Origin of the sequence: Streptomyces sp. NPDC048255, assembly GCF_040652415.1 — a bacterium.
Classification (GTDB): domain Bacteria; phylum Actinomycetota; class Actinomycetes; order Streptomycetales; family Streptomycetaceae; genus Streptomyces.
Window position 1 is genome coordinate 71,908 of the sequence record NZ_JBEZMA010000025.1, and the last position, 20,240, is coordinate 92,147.

At 74.1% G+C, this 20,240-nt stretch carries 18 protein-coding genes; 9 read left to right on the top strand and 9 right to left on the bottom strand.

Annotation, left to right across the window (positions count from 1 at the left end):
* Positions 1–25 precede the first annotated feature (25 nt).
* The 4 genes from AB0D94_RS20820 to AB0D94_RS20835 form a co-directional block, all read right to left on the bottom strand.
* A complete protein-coding gene (locus tag AB0D94_RS20820) occupies positions 26–451 on the bottom strand; it encodes a thioredoxin family protein (protein ID WP_362053824.1) in 426 nt (141 codons plus the stop codon).
* An 87-nt stretch (positions 452–538) separates the two neighbouring features.
* A complete protein-coding gene (locus AB0D94_RS20825) occupies positions 539–1,978 on the bottom strand; it encodes an aldehyde dehydrogenase family protein (protein ID WP_362053827.1) in 1,440 nt (479 codons plus the stop codon).
* Positions 1,979–2,159: 181 nt separating this feature from the next.
* Positions 2,160–3,359, bottom strand: a complete 1,200-nt coding sequence (locus AB0D94_RS20830) for a thiolase family protein (protein WP_362053830.1) — start codon at positions 3,357–3,359, stop codon at positions 2,160–2,162.
* Positions 3,360–3,533: 174 nt separating this feature from the next.
* The gene (locus AB0D94_RS20835) at positions 3,534–4,580 is read right to left on the bottom strand and encodes a LacI family DNA-binding transcriptional regulator (RefSeq protein ID WP_362053833.1); all 1,047 of its coding nucleotides are present in this window, start codon (positions 4,578–4,580) and stop codon (positions 3,534–3,536) included.
* A gap of 216 nt (positions 4,581–4,796) precedes the next feature.
* Between AB0D94_RS20835 and AB0D94_RS20840 the strand changes: the two genes are divergently transcribed.
* Together AB0D94_RS20840 and AB0D94_RS20845 are read left to right on the top strand one after the other, a co-directional pair.
* Entirely contained in the window at positions 4,797–6,329 is a 1,533-nt protein-coding gene (locus AB0D94_RS20840; RefSeq protein ID WP_362053836.1) for an amidase, read from the top strand.
* Positions 6,330–6,339: 10 nt separating this feature from the next.
* Positions 6,340–6,804, top strand: a complete 465-nt coding sequence (locus tag AB0D94_RS20845; RefSeq protein WP_362053839.1) for a type II toxin-antitoxin system PemK/MazF family toxin — start codon at positions 6,340–6,342, stop codon at positions 6,802–6,804.
* A gap of 87 nt (positions 6,805–6,891) precedes the next feature.
* Here the strand turns inward: AB0D94_RS20845 and AB0D94_RS20850 are convergent, their stop codons facing one another.
* On the bottom strand, positions 6,892–7,746 hold the full coding sequence (locus AB0D94_RS20850) for a TIGR02452 family protein (RefSeq protein WP_362053842.1): 855 nt from the start codon (positions 7,744–7,746) through the stop codon (positions 6,892–6,894).
* A 111-nt stretch (positions 7,747–7,857) separates the two neighbouring features.
* On the opposite strand from AB0D94_RS20850, the gene egtA reads away from it, so the two are divergent.
* Genes egtA through egtD form a run of 4 tightly spaced genes read left to right on the top strand, consistent with a single transcriptional unit; the run spans position 7,858 to position 12,276 of the window.
* Positions 7,858–9,222, top strand: a complete 1,365-nt coding sequence (egtA, locus tag AB0D94_RS20855; RefSeq protein WP_362053845.1) for an ergothioneine biosynthesis glutamate--cysteine ligase EgtA — start codon at positions 7,858–7,860, stop codon at positions 9,220–9,222.
* Complete coding sequence (gene egtB / locus AB0D94_RS20860) at positions 9,219–10,532, top strand: ergothioneine biosynthesis protein EgtB (RefSeq protein ID WP_362053848.1); 1,314 nt, start codon at positions 9,219–9,221, stop codon at positions 10,530–10,532. The genes egtA and egtB overlap by 4 nt, the downstream gene beginning before the upstream one ends.
* A complete protein-coding gene (egtC, locus tag AB0D94_RS20865) occupies positions 10,532–11,305 on the top strand; it encodes an ergothioneine biosynthesis protein EgtC (protein WP_362053851.1) in 774 nt (257 codons plus the stop codon). The genes egtB and egtC overlap by 1 nt, the downstream gene beginning before the upstream one ends.
* Positions 11,302–12,276 (top strand): L-histidine N(alpha)-methyltransferase, encoded by a 975-nt coding sequence (gene egtD, locus AB0D94_RS20870; RefSeq protein WP_362053854.1) that lies wholly within the window; start codon positions 11,302–11,304, stop codon positions 12,274–12,276. The genes egtC and egtD overlap by 4 nt, the downstream gene beginning before the upstream one ends.
* Here the strand turns inward: egtD and AB0D94_RS20875 are convergent.
* From AB0D94_RS20875 to AB0D94_RS20885, 3 genes are all read right to left on the bottom strand, one after another.
* Positions 12,207–13,100, bottom strand: coding sequence for a 1-acyl-sn-glycerol-3-phosphate acyltransferase (locus tag AB0D94_RS20875; RefSeq protein WP_362053857.1), 894 nt, complete (start codon positions 13,098–13,100; stop codon positions 12,207–12,209). The two genes, egtD and AB0D94_RS20875, sit on opposite strands and share 70 nt — an antisense overlap.
* The gene (locus tag AB0D94_RS20880) at positions 13,097–13,981 is read right to left on the bottom strand and encodes a GNAT family N-acyltransferase (protein WP_362053860.1); all 885 of its coding nucleotides are present in this window, start codon (positions 13,979–13,981) and stop codon (positions 13,097–13,099) included. The genes AB0D94_RS20875 and AB0D94_RS20880 overlap by 4 nt, the downstream gene beginning before the upstream one ends.
* 126 nt (positions 13,982–14,107) lie before the next feature.
* The gene (locus AB0D94_RS20885; RefSeq protein ID WP_362053914.1) at positions 14,108–15,364 is read right to left on the bottom strand and encodes an extracellular solute-binding protein; all 1,257 of its coding nucleotides are present in this window, start codon (positions 15,362–15,364) and stop codon (positions 14,108–14,110) included.
* A gap of 171 nt (positions 15,365–15,535) precedes the next feature.
* Here AB0D94_RS20885 and AB0D94_RS20890 point away from each other — a divergent pair, with 171 nt between their 5' ends.
* Positions 15,536–15,751: a dodecin gene (locus tag AB0D94_RS20890; RefSeq protein WP_362053863.1), complete on the top strand. Its 216-nt coding sequence runs from the start codon at positions 15,536–15,538 to the stop codon at positions 15,749–15,751.
* A 181-nt stretch (positions 15,752–15,932) separates the two neighbouring features.
* Here AB0D94_RS20890 and AB0D94_RS20895 read toward each other — a convergent pair whose 3' ends face one another.
* Positions 15,933–16,427, bottom strand: a complete 495-nt coding sequence (locus AB0D94_RS20895) for a hypothetical protein (protein ID WP_362053866.1) — start codon at positions 16,425–16,427, stop codon at positions 15,933–15,935.
* Positions 16,428–16,480: 53 nt separating this feature from the next.
* Between AB0D94_RS20895 and AB0D94_RS20900 the strand changes: the two genes are divergently transcribed.
* Together AB0D94_RS20900 and AB0D94_RS20905 are read left to right on the top strand one after the other, a co-directional pair.
* Positions 16,481–17,503, top strand: a complete 1,023-nt coding sequence (locus AB0D94_RS20900) for an LLM class flavin-dependent oxidoreductase (RefSeq protein ID WP_362053869.1) — start codon at positions 16,481–16,483, stop codon at positions 17,501–17,503.
* Positions 17,504–17,508: 5 nt separating this feature from the next.
* Complete coding sequence (locus tag AB0D94_RS20905) at positions 17,509–20,052, top strand: excinuclease ABC subunit UvrA (RefSeq protein WP_362053872.1); 2,544 nt, start codon at positions 17,509–17,511, stop codon at positions 20,050–20,052.
* Positions 20,053–20,240 lie beyond the last annotated feature (188 nt).

Here is a 20,240-nt window from a genome sequence, read left to right on the forward strand (position 1 = left end):
GCTGGTCGGGGGCCACGTCACGCACTCAGGCCTCCGGCGTGCCGGGCTCCCGGGAGGAAGGTTCCGCCCCGCCCGACTCCGCTGCGCCCGGCTGCTGGGACGCGGCGATCTTCGCGCGTACCTCGTCCATGTCGAGCGCGCGGGCCTGTCCGATGAGGTCCGTCAGGGCCGCCTCGGGCAGGGCGCCGGGCTGGGCGAAGATGGCCACCTGGTCCCGGACGATCATCAGCGTCGGGATCGAGGTGATCTGGAAGGCTCCGGCGAGCTCCTGCTGCGCCTCGGTGTCCACCTTGGCGAAGACCAGATCCGGGTGGGCCTCCGAGGCCCTCTCGTAGACCGGGGCGAACTGCAGGCACGGCCGGCACCAGCCCGCCCAGAAGTCGATCAGCACGAACGGGTTCTCGCTGACCGTCTGGTCGAAGTTTTCCTTGGTGAGCTCGACTGTAGCCACGGTGTCCAGACCTCCTGTGTTGTGCCGTCTGCTCCTTGAACGAACGACCCGCCTCCAGCATTCCGCAACGAGGAAGGGCGGGCCGGACTAGAACGGGTGACCGGCGGGAGTGGTGCGGACGGTGGTCCAGCGGAGTTCGGTGAAGGCGTCCAGGTTGGCCTCGCCGCCGAACCGGGAGCCGTTGCCGGAGGCGCCGACCCCGCCGAAGGGGGCCACGGCCTCGTCGTTGACCGTCTGGTCGTTGATGTGGACGATCCCGGTCGGGATCCGCTCCGACAGGTCGAGGCCGCGCGCCACGTCCCGGGTCACGATGCCGAGGGAGAGTCCGTACGGGCCCGCCGAGGCCAGCGCCACCGCCTCCTCCTCCGTCGCGAAGGACCGTACGGGAGCGACCGGGCCGAAGACCTCCTCGGTGTAGGCGGGGGTGTCGTCGGCGACGCCGGCGAGCACGGTCGGCCGGTAGAACAGGTCCCGGTGGGTGCCGCCCGCGACGAGTTTGGCGCCCTGTCCGGTGCTGGCCTCCACCAGGGCGTGTACGCGCTCCAGCTGGGTACGGTCGATCAGCGGGCCAAGGTGCACCCGCTCGCGGTACGGGTCCCCCACCGCGAGGGTCTCGGCGCGCGCGGCGAGCCGCTCGACGTACTCGTCGTAGAGCGAGGCGTGCACGAGGTGGCGTCCGGCGGTCATGCAGATCTGGCCCTGGTGGAAGAAGGAGCCCCAGGAGGCCTGGGCCACGGCGGCCTCGACGTCGGCGTCGCGGAGGACGACGAGGGCCGAGTTCCCGCCCAGCTCCAGGTGCGTGCGCTTGAGGTGACGGCCCGCCAGTTCACCGACGGCGCGGCCGCTGGCGGTGGACCCGGTGAACGACACCACCCGGACCCGGGGGTCGGCGACGACGGCGGCTCCGGTCCCGGCGCCGCCGGGCAGCACGTGCAGCAGACCGGCCGGCAGGCCCGCGGCGGCGAAGACGGCCGCGAGCGCCAGGCCGCCGCAGACGGCGGTGCGCCGGTCGGGCTTGAGCAGGACGGCGTTGCCCAGCGCGAGCGCCGGCGCGACCGAGCGGATCGCCAGGATCAGCGGGGCGTTGAACGGGGCCACCACGCCCACCACCCCGGCCGGGACCCGGCGGGTGAAGGAGAGGCGGGGTGATTCGCTGGCCAGCACCTGCCCGGCGGGGCGCGAGGCCAGCGCGGCGGCCTCGTAGCACTCCTGCGCGGCGACGTGCAGCTCGAAGTCGGCCTTGCCGGGTATGGAGCCGGACTCCCGCACCAGCCAGTCCCGCAGTTCGTCGGCGTGCGCGGCGAACAGGTCCCCGGCGCGGCGCAGCACGGCCGCCCGTTCGAGGTGGGTGGTCCGCGCCCAGTCGCGCTGTGCGGCCCCGGCCCGGACGGCTGCTTCCGCGACGTCGGCGGGCGAGGCCAGGTCGAGGGTGGCGAGGGTGTGGCCGGTGGCGGGTTCGACCACCGGTGCGGTGCCGCCGGTGAGGGTGGGTCCGTCCTGCCAGAACGTCGGGTCGAGGAGCGGCATGGCGCGGGGCCTCCGGGTGGGGACGGGCGGGTGCCGGGCGGGCTGCCGGGCTCGGTACCCGGCGAGGTACCGGCGAGGGAGCGGCAGCACGCGCCATCGTGCCAGACCGGAGGCGCCACTTCTGTTCAGTTATTGGGCAGTTGACGGTGGACGGTGACCGGAAACGATCGTCGTCGCGGCCTCAGCGTTCGAGGACGAGCGCGATGCCCTGCCCGACGCCGATGCACAGCGCCGCCAGGCCCGTACCGGAGCCCGCGGCGGCCAGCTGGTGCGCGACCGAGCCGGCCAGCCGGGCGCCCGAGGCGCCGAGCGGGTGCCCGATCGCGATGGCGCCGCCCCGCGGGTTGACCACGGCCGGGTCGAGCTCGGGCCAGGCCGCGAGACAGCCCAACGCCTGTGCGGCGAAAGCCTCGTTGAGCTCGAAGGCGGTCAGGTCGCCGAGGCCGCGACCGGCCTTGGCGAGGGCCCGCTGGACGGCGTCCACCGGACCGAGGCCGAAGAGCTGGGGCTCGATCCCGGTGACGGCGGAGGTGCTGATCCGGGCGAGCGGCTCCCGCCCGGTGGCCGCCAGCCCCGCCTCGTCGGTCAGCAGCAGGGCGGCGGCGCCGTCGTTGAGCGGAGAGGCGTTGCCGGCCGTGACCGTGCCCCGGCCGTCCGTGCGGAAGGCGGGCTTCAGCCGGGCCAGCGCCTCGGGGGTGGACCCCTCGCGGATGCTCTCGTCGCGCAGCAGGTCCACGCCCGGGTACGGAACCACCTCGGCGTCGTACTGCCCCGCCGCCCAGGCGGCGGCCGCCTTGCGGTGGCTCTCCAGGGCGAAGGCGTCCTGGGCCTCGCGGGTGATGGCGTACTTGTCGGCGACCAGCTCGGCGCCCTCCCCGAGGGAGCCGGTCCACTCCTCGGGCATCCGCGGGTTGGTCATCCGCCAGCCGAGGGTGGTGGACCACATCTGCTGGTGGGCCGCGGGGAAGGCCCGTTCGGGCTTCTGCATCACCCAGGGCGCGCGGGTCATCGACTCGACGCCGCCCGCGATGGCGACGGAGGCGTCGCCGAGGGCGATGGCGCGGGCGGCCTGGACCACGGCTTCGAGTCCGGATCCGCAGAGCCGGTTGACGGTCACCCCGGGCACCGTCACGGGCAGACCCGCCAGCAGTACGGCCATCCGGGCCACGTCCCGGTTGTCCTCGCCTGCGCCGTTGGCGTCGCCGAAGACGACGTCGTCGATGCGCGCCGGGTCGAGATCCGGTGTACGGTCCACCAGCGCGCGGACCACGTGCGCGGCCAGGTCGTCCGGCCGGACCCCGGCGAGGGCGCCGCCGAACTTGCCGATCGGGGTGCGGACGGCGTCGACGACGTACACGTCGCGGACGGTGCGGATGCTCATCGGGGCTCTCCTGGGCGGATCCGTACGGGCGGCGGCGCACCGGTGCGCGGGTGTCCGCACGGCCGCACCGCCGAGCGCGCCCGGTGGGGCGCGCCCGCAGTCTCCGTCCGACCCTCACCGCCTGTCAACGGGCCCCCGGCCGCGCCCGGCGCCCGCCCGGGCGCGGCTGCGGCGTCAGGTCGACTCGCGGGGGACGGCCACGGCCGCCATCAGGTCGTGCCGCTCCGTGATCTCCGAGGGTTCGCGCACCGCGCGGTCCACCAGGGACGCCAGGTGGTCCCCGGTCGGCATCTCGATCCGGACCGTGCTCAGCCGGGGCCGCAGCAGCCGGCCCATCAGCAGGTCGTCGGCCCCGATGACGGCGACGTCCCCGGGGATGCGCAGGCCCTCGTCCTGCAGGGCACGCATCAGCAGCATGGCGTACTCGTCGTTGTACGCGAACACGGCGTCCAGGCCGAGCCCGCGCCAGCGGGCCGCCAGTGCCGCGGCCGAGTCCTCCGAGTAGGACATCGGCACGGCCTCGATCCGCGCCCCCTCGACCGAGCGGGCGCCCGCGATCCGGGGCGCGGAGAAGAGTTCGAGCCCCTCCTCCTCCGGGACGACGACGCCGATCCGGCGGTGGCCCCGTCCGACCAGGTGGGCGGCGGCCCGGGCGCCCACCTCCCGCTGGTCCATGACCAGCGCGTGCGCCCCCGGCACGCTGACCGGCCCCATGGTGATCACCGCGCGGGCCCCGGCCCGTTTGAGCGTGGCGACGTTGTGCGCGCCGAGCGTGATCTCGCCGAGCGAGATCACGGCCACCGGCCGCAGTTCCGCCCAGGCCCGCGCGGCCTCGTCACCGGTGAGGCCGAGGCTGCCGTACTGGACGACGGTGTAGTCCAGGCGCCGCAGTCCCCACTGGAGCTCGTTGAGGAATGTGCTGTAGAGCGGGCCGACGGGCACGTGCGAGGTGGGCAGCAGGACGATCCGGGTGTGCCCGGCCCGCAGACTGCGCGCCGCGGCGTGCGGGACGTACCCCAGTTCCTCGGCGGCCTCGCGGACCTTGCGGCGGGTCGGCTCGCTGATGCGCACGGCTTCCGCGTTGTTCAGCACGTACGAGACCGTCGCGCGCGACACGCCCGCGAGACGGGCCACGTCCGCGCTGGTCGGCACGGAGGGCGGCCGCGCGGAGGACCCGGAGACCGGTGTCGGCGGCTTCGGCGATTTCGGTGACTGAGACATTGCCGTGGCATCTTTCCAGACCGGTCTTCCCCGCGGACCGGCGGTTGGCCGGAAAGGAATGCCAGCCGGCCACGGATGGCGAGACCGGCCGGACGCACCGTCACCTCGGAGTTCACCAAGGTGACCTGCCCGGAGGCCGCGCAGAAACTGACCCTAGCCGCCCACGACCGGTCCCCGTTACCGTCTACTTACCGAGCGGTAATGGGGAGGTCGCAGGTGTCGGATTCTTCAGCGTCCACGGTCCCGAGGGACTCGGGGGGCGCGGCGGCCACTACGGAACGCCCTTCCTCCGGGCTCGTCGAGATGGCTGCCGCGCTCGCCGAAGGCAGCGTCTCGGCACGGCAGTTGACCGAGAGCGCACTGCGCCGGATCGCCGCCGCGCAGCCGGAGCTCAATGCCTTCCGGATCGTCCGCGCCGAGGCCGCGCTCGCGGAGGCGGACGCGGCGGACCGCCGGCTCGCCGCCGGGGAGCGGCTGCCGCTGCTGGGCGTGCCGCTCGCCGTCAAGGACGACATGGACGTGGCCGGTGAGCCGACCGCCTTCGGCTGCGCCGGGGCGTTCGCGCCGAAGACCGCCGACAGCGAGGCGGTACGGAGGCTGCGCGCGGCCGGTGCGGTGATCGTCGGCAAGACCCAGACGCCGGAGCTGGGCCAGTGGCCCTTCACGGAGGGCGAGGGCTTCGGAGAGACCCGCAATCCGTGGAACCCGGCCTACACGCCCGGCGGTTCCTCGGGCGGCTCCGCGGCCGCCGTGGCCGCGGGCCTGGTCCCGGCGGCTCTCGGGTCCGACGGCGCGGGTTCCGTCCGGATCCCCGCGGCCTGGACCCACCTGGTGGGCGTGAAACCGCAGCGCGGGCGCATCTCCACCTGGCCGGAGCCCGAGGCCTTCCACGGGCTCACCGTCAACGGCGTGCTGGCCCGCACCGTGGCGGACGCCGCGCTCCTGCTGGACGCGGCGAGCGGCCCGCACCCGGAGGACCTGCACCGCCCGGCGCGCATCTCGGCGGTGGAGGCGGCCCGGCGCACGCCGAGGCGGCTGCGGATCGCCCTGTCCTTCGGGACGGCCTTCACCGCCACCGCCAAGTCCGTGGACCCGGAGGTCCGTTCGGCCGTGGAGCGGCTGGCCGGGCAGTTGGAGGCGCTGGGCCACGAGGTCGTCCCGGAGGATCCCCGCTACGGCCCGGTCGGCCTGGCCTTCGTACCCCGGGCCACCAGCGGCGTACGGGACCTGGCGGCCCTGGTGCCGGACCGCTCGCTGCTGGACCCTCGCACGCACGGGGCGGTGCGCACGGGCCGGCTGCTGGGCGGGCTGGCGCTGCGGGTCTCCCGCCGGGCGGAGGCGGCTCTGCAGCGGCGGGTCGGGGAGGTCTTCGGGCGCTTCGACGTGGTGCTGACGCCGACGACGGCCACGCCCCCGCTGCGGATCGGAGCGCTGGCCGGGCTGGGGGCGATGGCCACGGACCGGGCGATGATCGCCGCCTGCCCGTACGCCTGGACGTGGAACGTGCTGGGCTGGCCGGGGGTGAACATCCCGGCGGGCTTCACGGGCGACGGCCTCCCGCTGGGCGCCCAGCTCCTCGGCCCCGCGGACTCCGAGCCGCTGCTGCTGTCGCTGGCGGCGCAGGTGGAGGCGGCGCGGGCCTGGCCCTCGCACTGGCCCGCGGGTTTCGGCGGCAGCGCGGCGGATCTCGGCGGCGGCGCGGCGGGCCGGAGCGGGGAGCCGTCGTGCGGGGACCGCCCGAGCCAGTAATCTCGCCCGGATGACGGCACTTTCGCATCAGAGCAACGGCCACACCGAGCAGCCCGGGCGGGACGGGGCCACCGCGACCACCGAGGCCGATCCGCGCACCATCGGCCGGGTGCGCACCGAGTACGCCCCCGATCCCGACGGGGATCCGGATCCCGGCGAGATCGTGTGGACCTGGGTCCCGTACGAGGAGAACGACGGGCGGGGCAAGGACCGGCCGGTGCTGGTGGTGGCCCGGGAGCCGGGCGGGAGCACGCTGCTCGCCGTGCAGCTGTCGAGCAAGCGGCACGACGGGGACCGGGAGTGGGTGCCGATCGGGACGGGGTCCTGGGACAGCGCCGGGCGCGAGTCCTGGGTGGACGTGGACCGGGTGCTCCGGGTGCACGAGTCGGGCATGCGCCGCGAGGCGTGCGCGCTGGACCGGGGCCGGTTCCAGCTGGTGGTGGACCGGCTGCGGGAGCGCTACGGCTGGCACTGATGCAGGAGCGCTACGGCTGGCACTGAAGGGAGCGTCCCCAGAAGTCCCGCACGGCACCGTGTCCCGCCGGCGACTCCGGCCGCCGCCCTACTGAGCGGCCGGGCCGGCCGGGCCGGCGTAGTCGGCGAAGACGCGCTCGAAGGCCTCCCGGGTCTCCGGCTTGCGGTCGAGGATCCCGAAGACCACATGCTCGAACACTTTTGCGAAACGTCCGGCCAGCAGGCCCCGGAAGGCCTCCGCCACCTCGGCCGGGTCGTTCTGGAACACCCCGCACCCCCAGGCGCCGAGGACCAGCCGCGGATACCCGTGCAGGGCCGCCACCTCCAGGACCAGCTCCGCACGCCGGGCGAGCGCCCCGGGGATCTCCGCGACGCGCTCCGGCTCCTGGCGGCGGATCGTGCCCGCGTTGGGCGCCGGGGAGGTGAGGAAACCGGCCCGGAAGGGCGTCTCCAGCAGCCGGCCCCGGTCGTCGCGGAAAACCGGGACCCCGGGCGAGTGAATCACCCGGTCGGTGTAGAAGGTGCTGCGCTCCGCGCGGTGGACCTCGTAGTACTCCGGGGCCTCCAGCAGGGTCTCGTAGAGGGCCGAAGCCCGGCACAGAGCCTCCTCCTGGGCCTTGGCCCCGCGGACGTAGCCGCCCCCGGGATTGCGGGCCGAGGCGAAGTTCAGGACCGCCACGGGCACCGCACGCGAGCCGTCCACGGCGAGCCTGCGGGCGGCCGCCGTACTGCTCTCCCCGGTGATCTCGATCGCCGTCGTCACGGCTCCGGCCACCGGTTGCCCGTCTGGAATGATCCGGTTTGGGCCATATATCCTGGTTCCTGCCTTGGCTTCCGCCAGGGCGGCGGCGAGGGAGACCTGCCGTCCCGATCCCGTCCGGTAACCCCCGGCCTCCAGTAGGTCCGCGTTCTCCCGCGCGATCGCCCGCAATCTGCTGCTCACACCGCCATCGTCGGCGACGCGACCCGATGCCTCAAAGCATTTTCCAGACCGGCTGGAAGCGGCCGTCAGGGGTGAAGTCTCGGTCAGCGACAGGAGATTAGGATCCCGGTCATGCCTCAGGACTCACCCGCACCGAACGCCCCGCCGCGCCCCGCCGACGCCCTGCCGCGCCTCGCGGACGCCCCGGTCCGGCCGCCGGCCCCGGACTCGCCGGACTCCGCCTCCGCCCCCCTCACCGAGGACGCCGCCGAGGACCTGCTGCGCGGTATCTGCTTCAAGACCGGCCCGCCCCGGCTCCTCGGCTCCGAGCTCGAATGGCTGGTGCTGGACGCCGAACGTCCCTGGCTGCCGCTGCCGCCCGACCGCCTGGCCGCCGCCCACGAAGCGGCCCGCGCCCTGCCCCTGCGCTCCCGGCTCACGGTCGAGCCCGGCGGCCAGCTCGAACTCAGCTCCGCCCCGGCCGCCGGCCTCACCGGCTGCGTCGACGGCCTCCAGCAGGACCTCACCGCCGTACGGGCCGCCCTGCGGGCCCAAGGGCTGATCCTGCAAGGCCTGGGCGCGGACCCGCGCCGCCCGCACCGCCGGCTGCTGAACAGCCCGCGCTACGACGCGATGGAAACCTACTTCGACCGCACCGGCCCCGCCGGGCGCGCCATGATGCGCTCCACCGCGTCCGTACAGGTGTGCGTGGACGCCGGGCAGGAGGAACCGGGCCCGCTCGGTCACGGCCGGCGCTGGCGGATGGCTCACCTGCTGGGCGCGGTCCTCGTCGCCGCCTTCGCCAACTCACCGGCCGCCGAGGGCCCGTACGCGGGCTGGCGCAGCGCCCGCCAGGGCATCTGGAACGATCTGGACCAGCGGCGCGTCCTCGCCCCGCCGCTGGACGCGGAGCCGCGCAGCGGGTGGACCCGGCACGCGCTGGACACCGAGGTGATGTGCGTACGGTCCGCCGCGGACGGGGCCTGGCAGGTGCCACGGGGGCTGACCTTCCGCTCGTGGCTGCGCACCGGCGGCCCCCGGCCGCCCACCGCCGAGGACCTGGAGTACCACCTGACCACGCTGTTCCCGCCCGTACGGCCGCGCGGCCACCTGGAGCTGCGGATGATCGACGCCCAGCCCGGCGAGGACGGCTGGCTGGTGCCGGTGGCCGTGGTGCACGCGCTGTTCGACGACCAGGAGGCCGCCGAGTCCGCGTACCGGGTGGCCAAGGGGCTGGCCGACGCGTACGGGGCCGGGCCCTCGCCCCGCAACCCGCTGTACCGCTCCGCCGCCCGCTACGGGCTGGCCGATCCGGAGCTGCACGCCGCCGCCGTCGCCGGTTTCCGCGCGGCCGCCGAGGCGCTGCCCCGGCTCGGGGCGAGCACGCGGGTGAAGGACGCGGTCGGCGCCTTCGCGGACCGCTACGTACTGCGCGGCCGCTGCCCGGCCGACGACCGGCCCCCTCACGGCCCCACCGGGAAGGACGCGAGTCAGTGACCACCGAATCCCCCTCCCAGGAGGGCCTGCGGGAGCGGGCCGCCGCCGCGCTGACCGCGGCCCGGGCCCGTACGGCCGGGCTCACCGACGCCGTGAGCGACCAGGACCTGACCGCACAGCACTCCCCGCTCATGTCCCCCCTGGTGTGGGACCTGGCGCACATCGGGAACATGGAGGAGCTCTGGCTGCTGCGCAAGGTCGCCGGGCGCGAATCGATGCGCCCCGAGATCGATCCGCTCTACGACGCCTTCGAGCACCCCCGTTCCGAGCGGCCGAAGCTGCCCCTGCTGGGGCCCGCGGAGGCCCGTGCGTACGCCGCCGAGGTACGCGGCCGGGTCTTCGACCTGCTGGAGCGGACCCCGCTGGAGGGCACCGCCCTGCTCGACGGGGGCTACGTCTTCGGGATGATCGCGCAGCACGAGCAGCAGCACGACGAGACGATGCTGATCACCCACCAGCTGCGGGCGGGCGCACCCGTGCTGACGTCCCCTGAGCCGGATCCGCCGCAGGGTCCGCCGCCCGCCACCGCGGAAGTCCTCGTACCCGCGGGCCCGTTCACGATGGGCACGTCGGCCGAGCCGTGGTCGCTGGACAACGAGCGGCCCGCGCACGTCCGGGAGACCGCCGCGTTCTGGATCGACACGACGCCGGTGACCAACGCCGCGTACCAGGCGTTCATGGCGGACGGCGGCTACCGCGAGCCCCGCTGGTGGGCCCCGGCGGGCTGGGACCAGGTCCGCGGGCACGGGATCGGGGCGCCGCTGTTCTGGCACCGCGAGGGCGACGTCTGGCTGCGCCGCCGCTTCGGGGTGACCGAGCCGGTGCCCGGTGAGGAGCCGGTGCTGCACGTCAGCTGGTACGAGGCGGACGCCTACGCCCGCTGGGCGGGGCGGCGTCTGCCGACGGAGGCGGAGTGGGAGAAGGCCGCCCGGCACGATCCGGCGACCGGCCGCTCGACCCGCTACCCGTGGGGCGACGCGGACCCGACCCCCGCGCACGCCAATCTCGGGCAGCGCCACCTGCGCCCGGCCCCCGCGGGCAGCTACCCGGCCGGGGCGTCCGCGCTCGGGGTGCGTCAGCTGATCGGCGACGTCTGGGAGTGGACCTCCTCCGATTTCCTGCCGTACCCGGGCTTCCGGGCCTTCCCGTACCGCGAGTACTCGGAGGTGTTCTTCGGGCCGGAGCACAAGGTGCTGCGGGGCGGTTCCTTCGCGGTGGACCCGGTGGCCTGCCGGGGCACCTTCCGCAACTGGGACCTCCCGGTCCGGCGGCAGATATTCTCCGGCTTCCGCACCGCGAGGGATGCCTGATGTGCCGTCATCTCGCGTATCTGGGGCCGGAGGTGGCCCTCGCGCGGCTGCTGAGCGATCCGGAGCATTCGCTGGTGCGGCAGTCCTGGGAGCCGCGGCGGCAGCGGTACGGCACGGTCAACGCCGACGGTTTCGGCGTCGGCTGGTACGCGGAGGGCGATCCGGTACCCGCCCGCTACCGGCGGGCCGGGCCGGCCTGGGGTGACCTGGGCTTCGCCGATCTGGCGCGCGTGGTGCGCAGCGAGGCCATGCTGGCCGCCGTACGGGACGCCACCTGGGCGGGGGCCGACGGGGAAGCCGCCGCGGCCCCGTTCGCGGACGGGCCGTGGCTGTTCAGCCACAACGGGGCGGTACGTGACTGGCCCGAAGCGGCGGCGCCGCTCGCGGCCGGGCTGCCCCCGGCGGAGCTGCTGCGGCTGGCCGCGCGCACGGACTCGGCCTTCATCTGGGCGCTGGTCCTGCGGCGCCTGCGCGCCGGTGACGACCTGGGCACGGCGCTGGCCGAGCCGGTCCGGGAGCTGGCCTCGGCCGCGCCCGGCTCCCGGCTGAACCTGCTGCTGACGGACGGGGCCACGATCTCCGCGACGGCCTGGGGCGATTCGCTCTGGTACCTGGCCGACCCGCGGGCCCGGCGCACGGTGGTGGCCTCCGAGCCCTACGACGACGACGCCCGGTGGTGCGAAGTGCCCGACCGGACCCTGCTGACCGCCACCCGCACGCGGGTCGAGCTGATCCCGCTCAAGGGAACCGCGCACGAAGAAGGAGTGCTGTGAGTGACTTCCAGTTGACCCGTACGCTCGACGAGCACACCGCGGAAGCCGCGTTGCGGACGGATGTGCTGCACGGGCTGTCCCACACCCCGAAGGTCCTTCCGCCGAAGTGGTTCTACGACGCGCGGGGCAGTGAGCTCTTCGAGGAGATCACCCGCTTGCCGGAGTACTACCCGACGCGCGCCGAGCGGGAGATCCTGCTGGCGCGGGCGGGCGAGATCGCGGCGGCGACCGGGGCCCGCACCCTGGTGGAGCTGGGTTCCGGCTCCTCGGAGAAGACCCGGCACCTGATCGAGGCGATGCCCGCGCTGGACACCTACGTCCCGGTGGACGTGAGCGAGAGCGCCCTGACCGGGGCGGCCGAGGCGCTGCTCGCGGAGCACCCGCGGCTGCGGGTGCACGCCCTGCTGGCCGACTTCACCAAGGCGCTGCACCTGCCGGACTCCCCCGGGCCGCGGCTGGTCGTGTTCCTGGGCGGCACGGTCGGGAACCTGCTGCCGCCGGAGCGGGCCGTGTTCCTGGCGTCCGTACGGGCGATGCTGTCACCCGGGGACGCGCTGATGATGGGTACGGACCTGGTGAAGGACGAGGCCGTGCTGGTGGCGGCGTACGACGACGCGCGGGGTGTGACGGCCGAGTTCAACAAGAACGTGCTGGCCGTCATCGACCGGGAGCTGGGCGGGGACTTCCACACCGCCGACTTCGCCCACGTGGCGCTGTGGAACCGGGAGCAGGAGTGGATCGAGATGCGGCTGCGGGCCCGGTCGGAGGTGCTGGTGAAGATCCGGGCCCTGGACCTGGTCGTGCCGTTCGCGGCGGGTGAGGAGATCCTGACGGAGATCTCGGCGAAGTTCCGTGAGGACGGCGTGCGCAAGGAACTGGCCGCCGCCGGGATGGAGTTGACTCACTGGTGGACGGACGCCGCCGGCCGCTTCGCCCTGTCCTTGTCGGTGGCCGACGGCGGGGTGGGCTGACCGGGGATGCCCGGCAGTGCGGGCGGCGCGGGATCGGCCGCCGCCACCGCCCGCTGAGCGGCTGCCGCGAGGTCCCGCCGGTCCGCGTACCGGCCCGGCGGGATCCGCGGCAGCAGCCGGACCTCGGCCCGTACCCCGCGCGACCGGGCGATCCGCCACAGCGAGGTGGTCAGCGGATCGTCGCCGACGAAGGCCGGCGCCCCGGCCGGCTTCCCGTCGGAGCCCAGGTAGGCGAGGCGTACGGGCTGTACGGGGACCCGTGCGTCCAGGGCCGACTGGAAGGCGGCCCTGCGGAAGGTGCCCCGGGCGCGCCCGCACCAGGTGGAGCCCTCGGGGTAGACGGTGACCCTGTCGCCGGCCAGCAGGGCGCGGGTGACGGCCTCGACGGTGGCGGGCAGGGCGCGGATCCGGTCGCGTTCGATGAAGAGGGTGCCGGCCCCTCCGGCGAGCCGGCCGAGCACCGGCCAGCCGCGGATGTCGCTCTTGGCCAGCATCCGGCAGGGCAGGACCGCGGCGACGAGGGGGATGTCCAGCCAGGAGATGTGGTTGGCGACGACCAGGCGGCCGCCGTCCGGGCCGGGGTTTCCCAGCACGGTGATCCGTATGCCGAAGGCCCGTACCAGCGCGGCCGACCAGGCCCGCACCACCACGTGCCGGGGGCCGGCCGGCAGCAGCCGGACCGGCGGGGCGCCCAGGATCCCGAGGAGGATCAGGGCGACGGCGGCGACGAGCCTCAGTACCGCGTGCGGGACGCTCGCGGTGCGCCCCTCGTGGCCGGTGCAGGCCTCGGGGGTGCAGGGCGAGGTGGGCAGCCAGACGCTCATGCGTTCGGGGCGAGCGAGAGGAAGTGCTTGAGGTACCGCGGGTTCGTGCGGCGCAGCGAGAGCAGCACGTACAGGTCGGCGCATCCGAACTCGGCGTCGAGGGCGGGCTCGCCGCACACCCAGGCGCCCAGGCGCAGGTAGCCGCGCAGCAGCGGGGGCAGCTCCATGCGGGCGGGGAAGGTGATGCCCTCGGGGTTCCAGGGGAGGTGGGGGGTGACCCGGTACTCCTGGGGGGCGAAGGCGCGGGCCAGGGCGGCCTCGCGGGTGGCGGCGGCCAGGACCCCGCCGTCGGCGAGCGGTATCGAGCAGCAGCCCGCGAGCCAGTTGTGCCCGGAGCGGTCCATGTAGCGGGCGAGGCCGGCCCAGATCAGGGCGATGACGGCGCCGTTGCGGTGGTCGGGGTGGACGCAGGAGCGGCCGACCTCGACCAGGTCGGGGCGGATGGGCGCGAGGGCGGAGAGGTCGAATTCGCCCTCGGAGTAGAGGCGCCCGGCGACGGCCGCGCGCTCCGGGGGCAGGAGCCGGTAGGTGCCGACGACCTGCTCGGTCTCCTCCTCGATGACGAGGAGGTGGTCGCAGTACGCGTCGAAGGCGTCGGAGTCCAGGCCCGGCTCGGGTCCGTCGAGGCGGGCGCCGAGCTCTCCGGCGAAGACCTGGTGGCGCAGCCGCTGGGCGGCGCGCACCTCGTCCTCGTCGCGGGCCACCCGTACGGCGTAGCGGGGGTCGTCGGCCTCGGTGGTGCCGGCGGCCCGGACCGGGCGCAGCGGGGACTGCGCGGGGACGGAGACGGGGGCGGCGGCGGGGAGGGGAGTGGGGAGGGGAGTGGGGAGGGGGGTGGTGGCCGGGGGAAGGGCGGACGGGGACAGGGGGGCGATGGTCATGGCGGCTCCTGATCCGGGCACGGAGGGCCAGGCCGGCAGGTGTGCGGCCTGGCTCCTTTACTTCTTCCGTGACCGGCTGGATTCGACATGACAGCCCAGCGGCTCTTGGATGTGCGGACGCTGAACTCAGCGGTCGGAGCTGAGCACCTTGCTGATCGAGTCCGAGGCGGTCCGGGCGGCCTGCTTCGGGTCCTGTCCGGTGAGCACGGCCGTCATGAACGGCTTGATGGGGTTGTCGGCCTCGACCTCGGCCCAGCGGGGGGACTTGGGCGTGGCCCTGCCCTGGGCGGCGCCGGGGGCCATGTTGGCGGCGCCCTCGTTGCCTTCGACGATGTGCGCGAGGGTGGTCTTGTTCGGCACGTAGCTCATCGTGCGGGCCAGCTCGGTCTGCCACTTCTCGCTGACCAGGGCCGTGATCACGTCCACCGCGGCGGCGCGCTGCCGGGTCCGCTCCGGGATGATCAGGTCGGAGCCGCCGGTGAAGACGGAGCCCGCCTTGTCGGAGCTCTTGCCGGGGATCGGGAAGAAGCCGAGCTTCCCCTTCAGCGCGGGGTTGGCCGCCTCGATCTCGGCGGCCTGGCCGGGCGGGGCGATGATCTGGGCGACCTGGCCCCGGGCGAAGACCTGGGACTGCGGGGGCGTCTCCTCGTCGGCGTTCTTGGGGCCGTCGCCGAGGGCCTGCAGCTGCTTGTAGAACTCCATGCCGGCCAGGGCCTTCTCCTCGTCGAGGGTGCCGACCCACTGGCCGCCGGCCTCGACGGCGAGTTCGCCTCCCTCGTCCCAGATGAAACCGGCGAGGACGTACCAGTTCTGGCCGGCGAGGTAAATGCCCTGCTGATCGCCCTTGTCGAGCTTCTGGGTGGCCTGGATCCACTCCTGGCGGTTCTTGGGCGGGGTCTTGACGCCGGCGTTGGCGAAGAGCTCCTTGTTGTAGATCACCAGACGGTTGGCGGCGTACCAGGGAACGCCGTACTGGGCCCCGTCGACGCTTCCCGGGTCGGACAGGCCCTTGAGCCAGTCCTTGCCGCCCCACTCGCGCAGGCCCTCGAGGGTGAGTTCGGAGAGCCCGCCGGTCTCGATGTACTGGGCCACCTGGGTGTTGCCGACCTCGATGACGTCGGCGCTCTCCTTGCTCGTGCCGTCGAGCACGGCGTTGACCCTGTCGCCGATGCCCGTCCACTCCTGGATCCTGACGTCGAGGTCGGTGCCGGGGTGCTCCTTCTCGAAGGACTCGGTGAACTTCTCGATGAAGTCGTCCGAGGCGCTGCCCTTCATCAGCCAGAGCGTCACCTTCTGCGACCCTCCGCCGGAGCCGGCCAACTGGCTGCAGCCGGTGAGGGCGGTCGCGGCCGCGAGGGCGGTGCACAGGGCGAGGAAGCGCATCTTCACGAAGGTCACCTTCTGGGGACGGATCTCAGATGGCTTGAAATTGGCATAGACCAATGGGCGGGTCAAGGGCCTTCGGCTCAGGATTGTTCACGCAAAGTTCGCGGAGCCGGACTTACTGGGGCACCGTAGAACAAGGCAAAAGCCCCCCAGCGTCGGGAGACCCCTATGTCCAACCACACGTACCGGGTGACCGAGCTCGTCGGCACCTCTCACGAGGGCATCGATCAGGCCATCCGCAACGGCATCGCCCGGGCGGGCCAGACCGTGCGGAACCTGGACTGGTTCGAGGTCGTGCAGGTGCGCGGGCACATCGAGAACGGTGAGATCGCGCACTACCAGGTCGGACTGAAGGTCGGCTTCCGCCTCGAAGGCGAGGACTGACCGGGCGACCGACCGGCGGGGACCGGCCGCCGCGGACCGACTGCCGCCGTCCGATGGCCGCCGTCCGGTTGCCGCCGTCCGATTGCCGCCGTCCGGTTGCCGCCGTCCGGTTGCCGCCGTCCGATTGCCGCCGTCCGATTGCCGCGGACGGAGCACCGCGGACGGACCGGCGCCGGCGGCCTCAGGTCCGGCCCTCGCGCTCCTGGGCGGCCTTGAGTTCCGGCGCGTCCTGCGCCCAGTCCGCCCGCACCACACGGAAGCCGGCCTCCCGGGCCGCCTGGCAGACCAGCTCGTCGTCGTCGACGAGTACGCGCACCTCCCGGCCCCGGGCGATCCGCTGGAGGACCTCCAGCTTCGTGGTGCGGGCGGGCCGCCGGTCCTGGTTGCCGCGCATCCACACCCGTCCCTCGGGCAGCCCGTGCCGGCTGAGCCAGTCCGCCGTGTCCGCCCGGCAGCGCTCCGGACGCCCGGTCAGGTACACCACCTCGCAGTCCGCGGCGCTCTCCACCGCCAGCGCCACGCCGCGCGCGAGCGGCGGATCGGCCGGGGCCGCACCGAAGAAGCCGCTCCAGTCCCGGGGGCGGCGCTCCAGGAAGTGCTGGCGGTGCGCGGTGTCGGCCAGGGTGTTGTCGATGTCGAAGACGGCGAGCGGCCGACGGTTGTTGATCTCACTCATGCGCCCCAGAGTAGGCCGGGGAATCCTGGCGGGTCCCGGGCGTTGAGAACGGTGTGATCCGAAAACTCTCCGTCCTCGACCGGTCCCGCATCCGCGAGGGCCACTCGGCCCCGCAGGCCCTTCGCGACACCCTGGAACTGGCCCGCGCGGCCGAGGGGCTCGGCTACCACCGCTTCTGGGTCTCGGAGCACCACAGCGTGCCCGGAGTAGCCGGTTCCGCGCCGACCGTGCTGGCGGCCGCCGTCGCCGGAGCGACCCGGCGGATCCGGGTCGGCACGGGCGGGGTGATGCTGCCCAACCACCAGCCGCTGGTGGTCGCGGAGCAGTTCGGGGTCCTGGAATCCCTCTTCCCGGGCCGGATCGACATGGGCCTCGGCCGCTCGGTCGGCTTCACCAACGGCATCCGGCGCGCGCTGGGCCGCGAGGTCGAGGACGCCGACCGCTTCGAGGAGCAGCTGTCCGAGCTGCTGGGCTGGCTCGACGGCACCCAGCAGGCCCACCCCGAGGTGCATGCCCGGCCCGCCGAAGGCCTGCGGATACCGGCCTACGTGCTGGCCACCGGGGAGGGCGCCGCGATCGCCGCCCGGGCCGGGCTGCCGCTGGTGGTCGGCGACCTGCGGGCCCGGGAGCGGGTCGCGGAGGTGGTCGAGAGGTACCGCGGGGAGTTCCGCCCCTCCGCCCGGGGCGCCGAGCCGTACGTCGTGGTCTCCGGGACCGTGGCGGTCGCGGCCACGGCAGCGGAGGCCCGGCGGATCCTGGTCCCGGAGGCCTGGTCCCTCGCGTACTCGCGCACCCGAGGCAGCTTCCCGCCGCTGCGCCCCGCCGAGGAGATCGAGGCCCTGGCCATGCCCCCGAAGGAGCGGGACCTGTACGAACGCGCCCTCGCCGGGCACATCCACGGCACGCAGGAGGAGGTCGCGGCGGAGCTGTCCGAGGTCGCCGGGCTGACCGGGGCGGACGAGCTGCTGGTCACCACGTCCACCTACGACCGGACGGCACTGCTGGACTCCTTCGGGCGGCTGGCCCGGATCGCCGGACTCCCCCGCGTGCCGTCACCCGCCCGGGCCCTAAAATAGGGCGAATGCACCAGCCCGCCGATCCTTCCGCCGGCCGCGAGCCCGGCGTCCGTGAGCCTTCCGACCGCGAGCCCGGCACCCGTGAACCCGGCACCCGTGTGCCCGCCGTCCACGCGCCCGGCGGCCGCGATCCGTACGCCGGTCACGCCGGTCACGCCGGTCACGCCGGTGATGCGCATGCCCGCGATCCCTACGTCCGCGTCCGGGGCGCCCGGGAACACAACCTGCGCGGCGTCGACGTGGACATCCCGCGCGACGCGCTGACCGTCTTCACCGGCGTCTCCGGCTCCGGGAAGAGCTCGCTCGCCTTCGGCACGCTCTACGCAGAGGCCCAGCGCCGCTACTTCGAGTCCGTGGCCCCGTACGCGCGGCGCCTCATCCACCAGGTCGGCGCCCCGAAGGTGGACTCCGTCACCGGCCTGCCGCCCGCCGTCTCACTGGAGCAGCGCCGCTCCTCCCCCGGCTCGCGCTCCTCGGTCGGTACGGTCACCCTGCTGTCCAACTCCCTGCGGATGCTGTACTCCCGGGCGGGCACCTACCCCCCGGGGGCCGAACGGCTCGACTCCGACGCCTTCTCCCCCAACACCGCGGCGGGCGCCTGCCCTTCCTGCCACGGGCTCGGCCGGATCCACCGGACCAGCGAGGAACTCCTCGTTCCGGACGTGGAACTGTCGATCCGTCAAGGTGCCATCGCCGCATGGCCGGGCGCCTGGCAGGGCAAGAACCTGCGGGACATCCTGGAGACGCTCGGCCACGACGTCGACCGGCCCTGGCGGGAACTGCCGGCGAAGGACCGTGAGTGGATCCTGTTCACCGAGGAGCAGCCGGTGGTCACCGTGCACCCGGTGCGGGAGGCCGACCGCATCCAACGGCCTTACCAGGGCACGTACATGAGCGCCCACCGCTATGTGATGCGGACCTTCTCCGACAGCAAGAGCCCCACCCTGCGGGCCCGCGCCGAGCGGTTCCTCGCCGATTCGCCGTGTCCGGTGTGCGAAGGGCGCAGGCTGCGGCCCGAGGCGTTGGCCGTGACCTTCGCGGGGCGTACGATCGCCCAGCTGGCGGGGCTGCCCCTGACCGAGCTGGACGGCGTACTCGCCTCCGCGCACGTGGACGGCGAGGCGGCCCGGGTGCTCGCCGAGGACCTGCGGTCCCGGATCGGCCCGGTCGTGGAGCTCGGGCTCGGCTATCTGAGCCTGGACCGTACGGCGCCCACCCTGTCCGCGGGCGAGCTGCAACGGCTCAGGCTGGCGACGCAGCTGCGGTCGGGGCTGTTCGGGGTGGTGTACGTCCTGGACGAGCCCTCGGCGGGGCTGCACCCGGCCGACACCGAGGCCCTGCTCGGCGTACTGGACCGGCTCAAGGAGGCCGGGAACACGGTGTTCGTCGTGGAGCACCACCTCGACGTGGTGCGGCACGCGGACTGGCTGGTGGACGTCGGCCCGCTGGCCGGGGAGCACGGCGGGCAGGTGCTCTACAGCGGGCCTCCGCGGCAGCTGGCGGGCGTGGCGCTGTCGGCGACGGCGCGCCACCTCTTCCCGGCGGACGGGGCCGCACGTGGTGCGTCGCCGCGGCCGGTGCGGAAGGCGACGGGCGCGGTGCGGCTGCACGGCGTCGACCGGCACAACCTGCGGAACGTGGACGCGCTGTTCCCCCTCGGGGTGTTCACCGCCGTGACCGGGGTGTCGGGGTCCGGCAAGTCCACACTGGTCGGGCAGGCGCTCGCCCGGGAGGTCGCGGACCGGCTCGCCGAGCCCGGGTTCCCCGTACGGCGGCTGGTGGAGGTGGACCAGAAGCCGATCGGCCGGACCCCGCGGTCCAACCTGGCCACCTACACCGGGCTGTTCGACGTGGTGCGCAAGCTCTTCACGGCGGCGCCGGAGGCCAGGGCGCGCGGCTGGAAGGCGGGCCGCTTCTCCTTCAACGTGGCGGGCGGCCGGTGCGAGACCTGCCAGGGCGAGGGGTTCGTCTCGGTGGAGCTGCTCTTCCTGCCGAGTACGTACGCCCCGTGCCCGGAGTGCGCCGGCGCCCGGTACAACGCCGAGACCCTGGAGGTCCGGTACGCGGGGCTGAACATCGCCGAGGTACTGGGGCTGACGGTGGAGTCCGCGGCCGACTTCTTCGCGGAGGTCCCTGCGGCGGCACGCAGCCTGCGGGCGCTGGAGGACATCGGGCTGGGGTACCTGCGGCTGGGGCAGCCGGCGACGGAGCTGTCGGGCGGGGAGGCGCAGCGGATCAAGCTGGCGACGGAGCTCCAGCGGCTGCGCCGGGACCACACGCTGTACCTGCTGGACGAGCCGACGACGGGGCTGCATCCGGCCGATGTACGGGTGCTGCTAGGCCAGTTGCACGGGCTGGTGGACGCCGGGCATTCGGTGGTGGTCGTGGAGCACGACATGTCGGTGGTGGCGGGCGCGGACTGGGTCATCGACCTGGGCCCGGGCGGCGGCACGGAGGGCGGCAGGATCGTGGCGGCGGGCACCCCCTCGGAGGTGGCGGCAGCAACCGGCACCCGCACGGCGGGCTACCTGGCGCGCGCCCTGCTCTAGGCCCTGTCCGGGCGATCTTCGCGGGCCCGCGCCGCCCGGCACGGCACCTCGCCGCGTTGTCGGACCGCGCGAGTACGGCCAAGTACGAGCTGCGATCCTCCGCCTTGCGATGCACCGCACCAGACGACGCGGGCTGATCCACGAAGATCGCCCGGACAGGACCTAGTGCTGTGGCGTCAAAGTCGCGT